Here is a 14,594-nt window from a genome sequence, read left to right on the forward strand (position 1 = left end):
CGCCATGGCAGACGACGCGGACCGCCACTACCAGGGCGGCGAGGCGCACGACCCGCTGGTCGACGAGACCGAGGACGCGCGGGAGGCGCGCTCGGCCGCGGCCCGGCTGTTCGACATCCGCCGCGTGATCGGCGGCCTGTTCGTGGTGTACGGGCTGATCGTCGGGCTGATGGGGCTGTTCGACACCTCCGCCGAGATCGAGAAGGCGCAGGGTCTACGGATCAACCTCTGGGCCGGCGCGGCGATGCTCGTGTTCGGCCTGCTGATGCTGCTGTGGCAGCGGCTGAGCCCCACCGAGACGCCGGAGCCGCACCGCGACGAGTCCTGACCCCCGCCGCCCGCATGGCGCGGCCCGCACCGGGTACGCCACGGGGATCAGGCGGAAGGGACAGGAGGGCAGCAGCATGACCGATCGTGACCGCGGTGGCGAGCGGCCGCTGGAGGAGACCCCCGAGGTGGCCGCGGCGGTGGACGACGACAGCACGGTGCCCCAGTTGCGCAGCGGCGGCACCGACCCGGACAACCCCGTGTTCACCGAGCCCGACGGCGCGGTACCCGACACCGGCTCGCCGAACCTCATCGGTGACCCGTACGCGGCCGGGACCGGCGCGACCGGCACCGGCACCGGCGCCGCCCCGGACGGCATCCGCACCGGCGCCGAACAGCCCTGGGATCCGGAGGACCTGGTGCGGGCCCGGGGTCAGGACGTGACGCCGGAGAACCTGGAGCGGGCCCGCCGCGACCTGGCCGAACTGGGCCGGGCGGCGATCGAGCGCACCGTGCCCTGACCCGGGACGGCCGAGGGCCCCTGGCCGACGTGGGCGTCGACCAGGGGCCCGGGGAACCCGCGCGGCGGTGCCTCACTCCCGCCGCCGCGGGTGGCCCTCACCGCGGCTCAGGAGAGCGGCGGGTACGCGTTCTGCATGAGCTGCTGGAACTGGGCCGCGAACCACGCGCCGGAGATCGGCGCGTCCGGCAGGGCGCCGGACATGTTGTTGCCGTTGCGGGCGTTACCGGTGTAGGTCGGGTCGCACATCCGGTCGAAGCCCTTGCCCTCGTTGTTCGGGATCTCCTTGCTGGAGCCGTCCGACTCACCCGGGGGCTTCACCCAGACGTAGGCGTCGATGCCGGGCTCCGGGTTGGCCTTCGGCCGCTCGCCGAGACCCGCGCCGGCCTGGTTGCACCAGTTGCCGGTGTGGAAGCGGCGGTCGACCCGGCCGCCGTCGACGTACGCGTCGATGCTGGTCGACGGGCCGGGGCCGGTCGGCCGGGCGGCGCCGCCCCAACCGTTGCGGGAGGTGTCGATCAGCATGCCGATGTTGCTGTCGAAGCCGACCGAGACCAGCTTCTGCCGGAACGCCTGGGCGAACGACAGCTCGTCGACGTACTGGTTCCAGTCGATCCACTTGGACTGCCGTACGGTCTGGCCGTTCACCGAGTCGGTGACCTTGACGTACGGCTCCTTCAGCGCGGAGTAGTTCGCCGTGTTGACGATGAAGCCCTGCACGTTGGCGACGGTGCTGCCGGACGCCACGGCGGCGGCCTTGAGCTGGTCGGCGACCGGGCCGAAGTTGCTGTCCCAGCCGATCCAGCCGTGGTGGGCGGCGTCGATGTAGTTGTAGACGTTGCCGATCGCGCCCAGCTTCGCCAGGGCGTAGCCGACACCGTTCACGTACGCGCCGTTGGCCTTGACCGTGTCACACATGACGGTGCCGCCCGCGTTGCCCGAGGTGTTGGTCACCAGGTTGGGCAGCGAGTCGATCTCGATGATGTTGACGATGCGCAGGTTCCGGTACTTCGCGTCGCTCTGGATCGCGGCGATCGGGTCGATGTACTCGGCCTTGTAGCGGGGCAGCTCGTCCGGGCCCAGCTCGCCGTTGGAGGCGAGCGCCGAGCAGTCACGGCCGGGCAGGTTGTAGATGACGAACTGGATGTAGCCGGCGCCCTGGGCGAGCGCGGCGTCCAGGTGCTGACGGACGCCCATCGCGCCGTTGGAGCTGCTGTCCGGCGTGCCGTTGATGGCGGCGATCCGGTCGAGCCAGACCGCGGTCGGGTTGTTCGACACCCGGCTGCCGCCGGAGACCGACTCGGCCTTGGCCTTCCACTCGGGGTTCACGTACCCCTTCACACCGGCGTACGGGTTGTCGACCCGCTGCCCGGGCGGCGGCGGGGTGGTCGTCGGCGGCGTCGAGGTCGGCGGGGTCGACGTCGGCGGCGTGCTCGTGGGCGGCGTGCTGGTCGGCGGCGTGCTCGTCGGCGGGGTGCTGGTGGACGGCGTGCCGCCGTTGCACACAGTGCCGTTGAGCGTGAACTGGGTCGGCTTGGGGTTGCTGCCGCTCCAGGAGCCGTTGAAGCCGATGGTGGTGCTGGCGCCGCTGGCGAGCGACCCGTTGTACGACTCGTTCTGCGCGGTGACGTTCTGCCCGCTCTGGGACCACCTCGCGGACCAGCCGTTCACCACCCGCTGCGAGCTGTTCGGGAAGGTGAAGCCGAGGTTCCACGAGCTGAGCGCGTCACCGATGTTCTTGATGGTCACGTTACCGGTGAATCCACCGGGCCAGTCGCTGGTCGTGTAGGTCACGCTGCACTGGGTGGCGGCCTGCGCCGCGGTGACCGGGAGGGTCACCAGTCCACCGGCTACCAGGACGCCGGCGCTGGTGAGCGCAAGCGTCCGGTTCCGGCCGGACAGCCTTCTCCACAGATTCATGCCACTGATCTCCTTGGGCGAGACCGGATCCGCGTACGGCCCGGCGCAAATGGCGGCTGCGGTCGCCCTGCGGGAACGACCGTGCGCGCCACGGGTTACTTCGGGGGACGCCCGACCCGGACGGGCGTTGGGGGTGGTGGTGCCGACCGGTCCGCAGGACCGGCCGATGGAGACGGACGTCGGCCGGTGGTGCCGGCTGCCCTCGACGTCTGAGCTCGCGGTGTGGCTCCCCGAACCGCGTGCAGCGATTCTTGCATGGGAGCGCTTCCATGGCAATGCCTCGATACGCCACCGCCCACCCTACCGCCGCCCGGGGCCACCCTCGGCCCGACGCCCGGCCCTCGTTCCGCCGCCACCACCGCAGCCCTGCGCCGGGCGGAACGCCATGGGTGCCAAACAGCCCGGAGACACCCATGGCGTTCCACTCGCGCGTACAGGTCGGGCAGCACGCGCACGGGACGCATCACTGGCAAATCCCTAAAAGCGAATCTTTCCCCGGATAAGTCGTGAAACGGTCTAACGTCAGCCTTAGCTCGACTGACGTCGGGCTCAGGACGAACAGGGATGGAGACGCTGGTCATGGCTAAGAAGATGCTCGGGAAGGTGATCGCGGGCGCCGCTCTCGGCGGAGCGGGCCTTCTCGCGTTCACCCCGGGAATGGCCTACGCGGGCGGACATGACGAAGGCAAGGTCATCGCCAAGCCGCACGTGGTGAAGGCCGGGGACACCGTCGAACTGCTCGCGATCTGCTCCGAGCCGCAGAAGCACGCCACCGTCTGGTCGGAGGTGACCGGCAAGGTCGACCTGCACCCGGCCCGGGACGGCGAGCACGGCGACTGGGCCGACGGCGGCGACTGGGGCGGCGGCCAGGACTGGGGCTGGGACGCCGACCAGGGCCCGGACGGCAAGAACGACCACGGGAAGGGCCCGGACGGCAAGGACGACCACGGCAAGGGTCCCGACGGGAAGGGCGAGCCGGGCGAAGACGGCCATGGTCCCGGCGGCAACGGCCCTGGCGGACCGGGCGGCAACGGTCCGGGCGGACCGGGCGGCAACGGGCCGGGCGGGCCGGGGAACGGCATGCCGCAGCCTCCGGCGGACCAGCCGCAGCCGGGCGGCCAGCCCGGAGGACAGCCGCAGCCGGGCGGCGCCGGTGCCGGTATGGCTGCCGACACCGGCGCCTGGCAGGGGCACGACGAGTACGGCCAGGACGCCGAGCCGGGCTGGGACAAGGAGAAGGGGGGCGCGCCCGACTGGACCAGGGACGAGCACGGCCCCGACGGCAAGGACCAGCACGGCAAGGACGCCAAGGACCAGCGTGGCGGCCGTCCGGACGGCAGGGACGAGCACGGCAAGGACGGCAAGGACGAGCACGGCGCCTGGTCGGACGGCAAGGACGACTGGCAGGCGAGCGGAGGCGCCTGGCAGGACGACAAGGACAGCTACGGCAGGGACGAGCACGGCGGCTGGCCGGGTGAGAAGGACGGCAAGGGCGGCGACTACGGCAAGGACGACGCGGGCTGGGAGCACGGGAAGGACTTCGTCTACTACGGCGAGGCCACCGTCTCGCACGACGCCCGGCCGGGCCGGTACGAACTGCGCGGCTCCTGCGGTGAGGGCGAGCTGGTGGTCCTGCCGCGCGGTGGGGTCGACGGCGGCGACGGTGGCATGACGACCACCGGCGTGGACCGCAACCTCGCCACCGGTGGCGCGGGCATGATCGGCGCCGCGGCGCTGGGCGGCCTGGTGCTGCTGCGCCGGCGGCGGGCCGGTGGCTCGGTCTGACCGGACGACGACCCGGGCCGGCGGCCGTCACGGAAGTCCGTGGCGTGCCGCCGGCACGGCCGTCGTCGTCCTGCTCGCCATGGCCGGGGCCGGTCTGGTCGGCGCGTCCGTCCGGACCGACCCACCGCCCACCCCGCCACAGCCGATCGCGCAGGCGGGCCCGGTCACCACCGGCCCGTCCGACGATCCGGGCACCTACGCCGATCCGGACATCGCTGGGGAACCGGCACCGAACGCCACCGGCCGGCCGGTACCCGGCAGCGGGCAACCGACCACGGGAGGCGCCGGCCAGGCGACACCAGGCCCGCCCACCATCGGACCCGGCACCCCGAACCCAGTCGCCGCCGGCACCCCGGGCGCGGGCACCCCGGGCGCCGCGAGCACCCCGCCGGCCGTGGCGGGCGCTCCGGCGGCGACCCGCGCCACCGGCCCGGCTCCGCTGCCCCGGTCGGCGCCGGTCAGCATCTCGATCCCCCGCATCGGGGTACGGGCCCCGATCATGTCGCTCGGCACGAACCCGGACGGCACGGTCCAGGTGCCCCCGCTGGACCAGGCCATGAAGGCCGGCTGGTACTCCCCCGGCGCCAGCCCCGGTGAGTCCGGCAACGCGGTGATCGTGGGTCACGTCGACTCCGCCCAGCTCGGCCCGGCGGTGTTCTTCAACCTCGGCGCGCTGGTGGCCGGCGACACCATAGTGGTCGGCCGGCAGGACGGCTCGACCGCCACGTTCACCGTGCACGCGGTCGGGTCGTACCCGAAGACCGCCTTTCCCGCCGCGCAGGTCTACGGTCCGTCGGCCGCGCCCGCCCTGCGCGTGGTGACCTGCGGCGGGGTGTTCGACAAGACGGCCGGCAGCTACCTGAACAACATCGTCGTCTACGCCACGATGACCGGCTGAGGCCGGGAACGGCGGTGGCCCGGTGGTCGGGGAACCGACCACCGGGCCACGCGCGCGTCAACGGTCAGGCCGCCGCCGAGGTCCGGACCAGGGTACGGATCTGGCGCAGCAGCACCGACAGCGCGGACAGGTCGGCGCGGGACTCGTCGAACTCCCCCATCGCCCGGTGCGCCCGGTGGATCGAGGTGGCGTTCGCCTGCTCCCACTCCTGCACCCGCTCCACCGGCGGCACGTCCTCGGGCGTGGACCCGAGCACCTCGGCGGTGAGTGCGGCCAGCGCGGCGTACAGGTCGTAGCGCAGCGCCATCCGGGCCAGCGTCTGCCACCTGTCCTCGCGCGGCAGCAGGGAGATCTTCGACAGCAGCGCGTCCACCCGGAACCGGTCGGAGAGCACGAAGTAGACCGCGGCCACCTCGTCCACGTCCCGCCCGGTCGCCTGCGCCGTCTCGACGATGTCCAGCAGGCCGAAGCTGTACATCAGGCGGGTCGCCTGCTCGGCCAGGTCACGCGGCAGCCCGCGCTCGACGAGCGACTCGATGTGCTCCGCGATGGCCTCCCGCTCGGTGCCCCAGAACCGGTGCTCCAGGTCCGGCAGGAGCCGGGCCACGCCGTCGCGCAGCCGGGCGATCTCCGCCGGAACGTCGATCGGCGACCGCCGGTTGGTGACCAGCCAGCGCACCGCGCGGTCGAGCAGCCGCCGGGTGTCCAGGTAGACGGCGGTCTGCAACTCGGGCGAGACCTTGTTGTCCAGCGCCTCGACCGCGTCCCACAGGTCACGCAGCCCGAACACCTCGCGGACCACCACGTACGCCCGGAGCACGTCCGCCGCGGACGCGGCCGTCTCCTCGACCACCCGGAAGACGAACGAGATGCCACCCCGGTTGATCGCCTCGTTCACCAGGACCGTGGTGACGATGTCCCGGCGCAGCCGGTGCCGGCCCATCCGTTCGGCGAAGCGCTGCCGCAGCGGGGTCGGGAAGTAGTTGACCAGGATGTCGGTCGTCCACTCCTCGTCCGCCAGGCCCTCGCCGACGATCTCGCGCTCCAGCACGATCTTGACGTACGCGAGCAGCACCGCGAACTCCGGCGCGGTCAGGCCGCTCTCGGTGCGGACCGCCAGTTCCTCGTCCGACGGCAGCGCCTCCAGCGCCCGGTCGAGCGCGCCGGACCGCTCCAGGTCGTTGATCATCCGCCGGTGCACCGGGAGCAGCGAGGCGGCCTGGGCCTGGGCGTTGTTGAGCGCCCGTGCCTGGTCGTAGTTGTCCCGCAGCACCAGCTCGGCGACCTCGTCGGTCATCTGGGCCAGCAGCTCGTCGCGTTCCGGCCGGTCCAGCTCGTCGTCGGCCACCGCCGTGTTGAGCAGGATCTTGATGTTGACCTCGTGGTCGGAACAGTCCACACCGGCCGCGTTGTCGATGAAGTCGGTGTAGATGCGGCCGCCGGTCGCCGCGTACTCGATCCGGCCCTGCTGGGTGAAGCCCAGGTTGCCGCCCTCGCCGACCACCCGGCAGCGCAGGCTCTTGCCGTCCACCCGGATGGCGTCGTTGGACTTGTCCCCCACGTCGGCGCTGGTCTGGCTGGACGCCTTGACGTAGGTGCCGATGCCACCGTTCCAGAACAGGTCGACCGGCGCGGTGAGGATCGCCTTCATCAGCTCCTGCGGGCTGAGCTGCGTGACGTCCTCGTCGAGGCCGAGCACCGCGCGGACCTGCGGCGAGATCGGCACCGACTTCGCCGTACGCGAGTGGACGCCCCCGCCTTCGGAGATCAGCTCGCGGTCGTAGTCCTCCCACGACGAGCGCGGCATGTCGAACAGCCGCTTGCGTTCCTCCCAGGACCGGGCCGAGTCCGGATCCGGGTCCAGGAAGATGTGCCGGTGGTCGAACGCGGCCACCAGCCGGATGTGCTTCGACAACAGCATCCCGTTGCCGAACACGTCGCCGGACATGTCGCCGACGCCGACCACTGTGAAGTCCTGCGTCTGGGTGTCGTGCCCCAGCTCCCGGAAGTGCCGCTTCACCGACTCCCAGGCGCCCCGGGCGGTGATGCCCATCTTCTTGTGGTCGTAGCCGGCCGAGCCGCCGGAGGCGAACGCGTCACCCAGCCAGAAGTTGTGCGCCTCGGAGATCTCGTTGGCGATGTCGGAGAACGTCGCGGTGCCCTTGTCGGCGGCCACCACCAGGTACGGGTCGTCGCCGTCGTGCCGGACCACGTCCTCGGGCGGCACGATGTCGCCGCTGACGATGTTGTCGGTGACGTCGAGCAGCGCGGAGATGAACTCCTTGTAGCAGGTCACCGCCTCGTCCCGGTCGCCCGGCTTCTGCTTGAGCACGAAGCCGCCCTTGGCGCCGACCGGCACGATCACCGCGTTCTTCACCATCTGCGCCTTGACCAGGCCGAGCACCTCGGTCCGGAAGTCCTCGCGCCGGTCGGACCAGCGCAGGCCGCCGCGGGCCACCGGCCCGTAGCGCAGGTGCACGCCCTCGAAGCGGGGCGAGTACACGAAGATCTCGAACTTGGGTCGCGGCGCCGGAAGATCCGGGATGGCCTGCGGGTCCAGCTTGAACGCCACGTACGCCTTGGGCCGCCCGCGCACCGGCTTCTGGTAGAAGCTGGTGCGCAGGGTGGCCTGGATCAGCGTCAGGTAGGCCCGCAGGATGCGGTCCTGGTCGAGGCTGGCCACCTCGTCCAGCGACTCGCCGATCGCGTCGACCAGCTCGCCGCTGCGCTGCCGGCGCTCGTCGAGCGTGGTCGCGCCCGGGGCGAACCGGGTCTCGAACAGCTTCACCAGCAGGTCGGCGATGCGCGGGTACGCGATGAACGTCTGCTCCATGTACTCCTGGGAGAACACGGTGCCGGCCTGGCGCAGGTACTTCGCGTACGCGCGCAGCACGACGACCTGCCGCCAGGTGAGCCCGGCGCGCAGCACCAGCTCGTTGAAGCCGTCCACCTCGGCCTCGCCCCGCCAGGCGGCGGCGAAGGCGTTCTCCACGTGCGGACGCACCTCGGCCAGGTCCTGGTGCCGCTCGGGCAGCTCCAGACCGAAGTCGTAGAGCCAGATCCGGCCGTCGACGCGCTCCACCTCGTACGGGTGCTCGTCGACCACCTTCACGCCGAGCGAGTGCAGCACCGGCAGCACCGCGGAGAGCATCATCGGCTCGCCGTACCGGTAGACCTTGAACCGCACGTCCATCGCCTCGTCGGCGTCGGCGGCGCGGCCCGCGTACGGGCGCGGCGGCGCCTGCTTGCGGAACAGGTGCATCTCCAGCTGGCCGGGCTCCTCCAGCAGCTCCAGCTTCGCCAGGTCCTTCATCGCCTCGTACGGCGTGTGCCCGTCCTTGTAGCCCTCCGGGAACGCGTCGGCGTACCTGGTGAACAGGTGCTTGGCCTGCTCGTCGCCGAGCTTGCGTTCCAGCACCAGCCGGTAGTCGTCGTCCCAGAGCCGGGTGGCGTCGGCCAGCTCCTCGGCGAGCAGGTCGGCGTCGATCTCACCGGGCGGGTTGTTCGGGTCGGTACGCACGATGAAGTGCACCCGGGCCAGCATCGACTCGGTCACCCGGGTGGTGTAGTCGACGCCCACGCCGTTCAGCTCGCGCAGCAGGATGTCCTGCATGCGCAGCCGGTTCTGCGTGGTGAACCGGTCCCGCGGCAGGTAGATCAGGCAGGAGATGAACCGCCCGTACGCGTCGCGGCGCAGGAAGACCCGCAGTTGCCGGCGGCCCGCCATCCGCAGCACGCCGATCACCGCGTGGTAGAGGTCGTCGGTCTTGATCTGGAACAGCTCGTCGCGCGGGTAGGTCTCCAGGATCTGCAGCAGGTCCTTGCCGGAGTGGCTGCGCAGGCTCAGGCCGGAGCGGTCCAGCACCTCGGCGACCTTGCGCCGGACCACCGGCAGCTCCTGCACGCTGGTCCGGTACGCCGCGGTGGAGAACAGCCCCAGGAAGCGCCGCTCCCCGACCACCTCGCCGGCCTCGTTGAAGATCTTGAAGCCGATGTAGTCGAGGTACGCCGAGCGGTGCACTGTGGCACGCGAGTTGGCCTTGGTGATGATGAGCAGGCGCTTCTCCAGCACCTTCTCGTGCGCCTCGGGCGTCATCGAGTTCAGCGACCGGGCCTCCGGCGAGTCGGAGCGCAGGATGCCCAGTCCGGTGCCGAGCACCGCCTCCAGGGCCTGCCCGGTGCGCGCGCCGTCGGTGTGGACCAGGCGGTATTCCCGGTAGCCGAGGAACGTGAAGTGGTCGTGCGCCAGCCAGCGCAGCAGCTCCACCGAGTCCGTGATGTCCTTCTCCGGCACCGGCGGGCGGTTGTCCGACGTCCGGGCGGCGGCCAGCTCGTCGGCGAGCGCCAGGGCCCGCTGCCGCATCTTCGGCCAGTCCTCGACCGCCTCGCGCACGTCGGTGAGCACCCGCTGCAACTCACGGCGCAGCGTCTCCCGCTCGGCCGGGTCGCGGACCGGGTCGATCTCGATCCGCATCCAGCTCTCGACCAGGTCACCGGCGATCGCGTCGTCCGGTTCCACGTCGGCCGAGACCTCGGTCAGCCGGCCCAGCGGCTCGCGCCGCACCACGACCAGCGGGTGCACCAGCAGGTGCACGTCCAGGTGGCGGGAGTTCAGCAGGGCGGTCACCGAGTCGACCAGGAACGGCATGTCGTCGGTGACGATCTCGACGACGGTGTGGTGCTGCTCGGCGTCCGGCTCGTGGATGCGCAGCTTCAGCTCGCCCGGTACCCGCTGCTGGGCCAGGTCCCGGTGGGCCCGGGCCGCCTCGAGCATCTCCTCGGCGGTGAAGCCGATCAGCTCCTCGTCCGGCGCGAACCGCCAGAAGCGGTCCACGAGTGTGGCCGCGTCGTGATCGTCGCCGGCCAGGGCGACCGCCTGGGCGACCAGCCGTTCCGCGTTGGGAACGGGCTCGTCCAGCTCGGCGTCCTCCGACTCGCCGGCCAGTGCCTGCGCGGGCAGGCCCAGGTCGTAGAGGGTGTCGATGCTGGAACCGGTCATCCCGGTCACGCCTGTGTCGAGACGGCTGAAACCGTCTCCGTCGGTCGCCGAATCGAAGCTGTCGTCGTCGTCCCGGCCGGTGTCAGCCTGCCGGAGGTCGGGTCCCGGTTTGATCGCCGGACGCCGGTCCATCGGTGCCACTCCCCTCGACCCACCGCGTTGTGGGTCACTCTGCCGCCCAGCCTAGGCCCTACCGCGTGGTACCTCCCGCGGTGGATCATCGGCCGGACGTCCGGATCGGGACTTCGTCCTTTCACCCGTTGCGGGTCTGTGGTCGGCCGTTCGCGGAGTACCCCGACTGGCGATGTTCATCACACTGCCACACGCTGCTTGTCGCGCTGCCAGAGGCCGTGGCGGGGCGGTGGCGAGCGGCGGGCCGTACTAGCGTGCAGGGCAGTTACGCACCGGAGGGACTGCTTCATGCCGTTGTCGTACCCCGTCCGCCCCCGCCGTCACACCCGTCACCGCCTCCTCGCGACGCTGGCCGCCGTCCTGGTCACGGCCGGCGCGCTCACCGGATGCTCCGGGGACGACGGCCCGGACGCGGCCGTCGAGGAGTTCCTCGGCGGCTGGCGCTCCGGCGACCTGCACGCGGTCGGCTTCGTCGAGCCGACCGGCGGACGGCTGCCCGCAGCCGAGGTGACGAAGCAGATCCAGGCGCTCGCCGGCGCGCTCTCGTCCGGCCCGCCGGAGCTGGCGCGCACCGGCGAGATCACCACCCAGGGGGACATCGCCACCGCCCGGGTCAAGGTGAGCTGGGCGCTGCCGGGCGGCGGCCGCTGGGACTACGAGAACCCGGTACGCCTCAAGCGCGGCGACGACGACCGGTGGCAGGTGATCTGGGAGCCGTCGGTGGTGCACGAGAAGCTGGAGAGCGGTGACCGGATCGCGCTGCGGCGGGAGCCGGCGCAGCGGGCGGGTGTGCTGGACGCCGCCGGCCGGCCGATCGTCGCGCCGCGCCCGGTGGTCCGCGTGCAGCTCGTCCCCGGCGAGATCGACGACGTCCCGGGCATGATCCGGAAGCTGGACGCCGCGTTCAAGGCGATCCGGCCCGCGCTCACGCCGCCGGTCGACCTGGGCGACCTGCCCAAGCGCCTCAAGGAGGCGAAGCCGGACGCGCGCGTCGAGGTGGTGACGTTGCGCGACGAGGCGTACCGGCAGATCAAGCCACGCGTCTACGACCTGCCCGGCACCCGGTTCGCCGCCGAGCAGCTCATGCTGGCGCCGACCCGCGAGTTCGCCCGGGCGCTGCTCGGCTCGGTCGACCAGGCCACCGCCGACGACCTCCAGGCCCACCCCGACAAGTACGCGCGCGGCGACCTGGTCGGCCACGGCGGCCTCCAGGGCCGGTACGACGAACGGCTGCGGGGCGTCCCCGGCGTCACCGTGATCACCGAGCGGACCACGCCGGACGGCAAGGTGGAGCCGACCGGCACGGAGCTGTTCCGCAGCGACCCGAAGCCCGGGCAGCCGGTGCGGACCACCATCGACGCGGCCACCCAGAACGCGGCCGACGCCGCGTTGCGCGGGCAGACCCGCCGGTCCGCCCTGGTCGCCGTGCGGATCAGCGACGGCGCGGTGCTGGCCGCCGCGAACGGCCCGGGCGCGGCGGGCGACAACCTCGCCTTCACCGCCCAGGTGCCGCCCGGCTCGACGTTCAAGATGGTCAGCGCACTCGGCCTGCTCGACCGGGGCGCGGTGACCCCACAGACGGTCGTGGACTGCCCGAAGACGGCGACTGTCGAGGGCCGCAACTTCAAGAACTCGGACGGCTTCGAGCTGGGCCGGGTGCCGTTCGCCACGGACTTCGCCAAGTCGTGCAACACCGCCTTCGTCGCGCTGGCACCGAAGCTCGGCCCGGACGGGCTGGCCCAGGCCGGCCGTACGCTCGGCCTGGAGGGCGCGTGGGATCTCGGCACCGAGGCGTTCACCGGCAAGATCTCCGCCAACGGTCCGTCGCCCGAGCAGGCCGCCGCCGCGATCGGCCAGGGCACCACGCTGGTGAGCCCGCTGGCGATGGCGAGCGCCACCGCGGCCGTGGCCCGGGGGAAGTTCGAGCAGCCCAAACTTCTGCTCGACCCGGCGCCGGCCAAGCCCGCGCCGTCCGGCGAGGCGCTCAAGCCGGAGTCGGTGGCGGCGCTGAAGTCGTTGATGCGCGGGGTCGTCACTTCGGGTAGCGGCAGCGCGCTGGCGGACGTGCCGGGCGAGCCGGTGCACGGCAAGACCGGCACCGCGGAGTACGACAACAACCCGGCGCACACGCACGCCTGGTTCGTCGGCTGGCAGGGCGACGTGGCCTTCGCCGTCTTCGTCGAGCAGGGCGGGGCGGGCTCGAAGGTGGCGGCGCCGATCGCCGAGAAGTTCCTGCGCGGCCTGGCCGGCTGACTCTGTTCACCAGGTCGTGCGATCCTCGTCGATGTCGAACCGCACAGTGGGGAGGGTCTCGGTGTCTTCTGACCTTTACGCGACAGCCGCCCAGGTGCTCCCCGTTGTGCTCCTCGCGCTGATCTGGGAGTCGCGCTTCCTGGAGCGCCTGCGCGGGCAGAACCGCCGGCTGCGGCGCGACGATCCGGGCGGCGTCCTGTTCTGGACCCGGCCCCGCGTGCGCGCGTACTCGCTGTTCATCGTGACGGTCATCGTGACCGGGACGGCACTGGCCGTACTGGCGCTGGCCGAGGTGCTGCCGCACGGTCCCGTGCTGCGTGCCGGCGTGACGATCTGCGTGCTCCTGGCGCTGGCCACGCTGCTCACCCGCGTCGTGCTGGAGGTGCTGGCCGCGACCTCCGCCGAGCCGGGCTCCGGGGAAGCCGCACCGCCCGCGCCCCGATCCCCGTCGCCCGCACCGACGGCGCCCAGTGCTCCTACCGAACCGTGATCGACACGGCCGACGTGCCCTTCGCCGACGGCCGGTGGTCCTCACGGCGGGGATGACGTCGCGGCGTCACTTCCCGGGAAGCGGGGATCACGCCCGGTCGTGCTCGGCGGATGCCGGCGACGTCTCCTCGGCCGGCGGGACGTCCACCTCGGGCACCGCCACGCGGCGGAGCAGCCCCGGGCCGGCGGGCGGTAGCCGATCCTCCGCGTCGGGCCACGACGGCGGCTCCTCGGCGTCGGCCGGCGCGTACTCGTCGAGCCCGGCGGGCGCGGCCGGCGGGCCGATCGGGTCCGTTGCCACGGCGGGCACCGGCACCGTCACCGCCGCCCGCTGCGCGCGGTGATTGCCGGCGGTGCGGGGCGCCGGTGCGACAGGCGCGGCCGGCAGCAGCCGGGGCGGCACCGCACCGGGCGCGACGACCGGGGCGAGCCCGGCCACCACCGTGTTCACGATCTCGGCCGCGTACGCGCCGTCCGGGTCGTAGTCGGGGTCGAAGACGGTCAGCTCGACGCCGAGGCAGTGCGGGGTGTCGACCAGACCGGCGAGCAGGATCTCCAGCTCGGCGAAGGCGATGCCGCCCGGGTCGGGCGCGTCCACTGCGGGCATCACCGCCGGGTCGAGCACGTCCACGTCGATGTGCACCCAGTAGCCGGCGCAGTCGACGAGCTGCTCGTGCGCCCACTGGGCGGTACGGGCGGCGCCCTCGGCGCGCAGCGCGGGCACCGGCCGGGTGGTGATGCCGGCGGCCTGGAGGTCGAGGCGGTACTCGTCCTGCGCGCGGATGCCGAGCACCACCACGTCGATGTCCCGGAAGTACGGCCGCCGGCCCTCGATGGCGGCCAGGTCGGGCTGCCCCCGGCCGGTGACCAGGGCCAGGTCCTCCCCCGCCGCCGCGCCGACGTAGGAGGCGTTGCCCGGGTGCCGGAAGTCGGAGTGGCCGTCGACGAAGACCAGCCCGATCCGCCCGCCTACCGCCTCGCCGAGGCGGTGCATGGCCAACGCCGAGCCGAGCAGCACCGAGCAGTCGCCGCCGAGCACAAGCGGGAACTCGCCCCGGTCGATGATCGCGCCGATCCGGTCGGCGAGCGCCACCGAGTACGCGGAGATCTCCGGCGCGTGGCAGACGCCGTCGCCGGGTCGCCAGTCGCCCGGGTCGTACCGCGGCGGGGTGAGGCAGCCGGCGTCGCGGGCCCGCAGCCGGGCGAGCAGGCCGTGGTCGCGCAGCGCGCCCGGCGCCTTGGCGCAGCCGGGCACGGAGCTGGCGGTGGGCGGGCGCAGCCCGAGGTTCGTCGGCGCGTCGAGGACGGCGATCCGGCGCATCATGGGCTCC

9 protein-coding genes are annotated in these 14,594 nt (G+C 72.5%); 6 read left to right on the forward strand and 3 right to left on the reverse strand.

Annotated features, from left to right (window positions below; all coding sequences use genetic code 11):
* The first annotated feature begins 4 nt into the window (after window positions 1-4).
* Both ACGFIA_RS21440 and ACGFIA_RS21445 read left to right on the forward strand, forming a co-directional pair.
* Window positions 5-328 (forward strand): hypothetical protein, encoded by a 324-nt coding sequence (locus ACGFIA_RS21440; RefSeq protein WP_357386150.1) that lies wholly within the window; start codon window positions 5-7, stop codon window positions 326-328.
* 76 nt (window positions 329-404) lie between these two features.
* Entirely contained in the window at window positions 405-788 is a 384-nt protein-coding gene (locus ACGFIA_RS21445; RefSeq protein WP_357386148.1) for a hypothetical protein, read from the forward strand.
* 107 nt (window positions 789-895) lie between these two features.
* Here ACGFIA_RS21445 and ACGFIA_RS21450 read toward each other — a convergent pair whose 3' ends face one another.
* The gene (locus ACGFIA_RS21450; protein ID WP_357386146.1) at window positions 896-2,707 is read right to left on the reverse strand and encodes a glycoside hydrolase family 6 protein; all 1,812 of its coding nucleotides are present in this window, start codon (window positions 2,705-2,707) and stop codon (window positions 896-898) included.
* Between the two features lie 564 nt (window positions 2,708-3,271).
* Between ACGFIA_RS21450 and ACGFIA_RS21455 the strand changes: the two genes are divergently transcribed.
* Together ACGFIA_RS21455 and ACGFIA_RS21460 are read left to right on the forward strand one after the other, a co-directional pair.
* A complete protein-coding gene (locus ACGFIA_RS21455; protein ID WP_393261633.1) occupies window positions 3,272-4,492 on the forward strand; it encodes a hypothetical protein in 1,221 nt (406 codons plus the stop codon).
* Between the two features lie 79 nt (window positions 4,493-4,571).
* Window positions 4,572-5,390, forward strand: a complete 819-nt coding sequence (locus ACGFIA_RS21460) for a class F sortase (protein ID WP_357390800.1) — start codon at window positions 4,572-4,574, stop codon at window positions 5,388-5,390.
* A 64-nt stretch (window positions 5,391-5,454) separates the two neighbouring features.
* Here ACGFIA_RS21460 and ACGFIA_RS21465 read toward each other — a convergent pair whose 3' ends face one another.
* Window positions 5,455-10,521 carry an NAD-glutamate dehydrogenase gene (locus ACGFIA_RS21465; RefSeq protein WP_393261636.1) on the reverse strand — a complete coding sequence of 1,689 codons (5,067 nt, stop codon included), beginning with the start codon at window positions 10,519-10,521 and terminating at the stop codon, window positions 5,455-5,457.
* A 288-nt stretch (window positions 10,522-10,809) separates the two neighbouring features.
* Between ACGFIA_RS21465 and ACGFIA_RS21470 the strand changes: the two genes are divergently transcribed.
* Window positions 10,810-12,774, forward strand: coding sequence for a penicillin-binding transpeptidase domain-containing protein (locus tag ACGFIA_RS21470; RefSeq protein WP_393261639.1), 1,965 nt, complete (start codon window positions 10,810-10,812; stop codon window positions 12,772-12,774).
* A gap of 61 nt (window positions 12,775-12,835) precedes the next feature.
* Window positions 12,836-13,264, forward strand: a complete 429-nt coding sequence (locus ACGFIA_RS21475) for a hypothetical protein (protein ID WP_357390806.1) — start codon at window positions 12,836-12,838, stop codon at window positions 13,262-13,264.
* Window positions 13,265-13,351: 87 nt separating this feature from the next.
* On the opposite strand, the gene ACGFIA_RS21480 is transcribed toward ACGFIA_RS21475, so the two are convergent.
* A complete protein-coding gene (locus ACGFIA_RS21480; protein WP_357390808.1) occupies window positions 13,352-14,587 on the reverse strand; it encodes an arginase family protein in 1,236 nt (411 codons plus the stop codon).
* Window positions 14,588-14,594: the final 7 nt, after the last annotated feature.

Source organism: Micromonospora sp. NPDC049203 (assembly GCF_043197215.1).
GTDB lineage: Bacteria > Actinomycetota > Actinomycetes > Mycobacteriales > Micromonosporaceae > Micromonospora.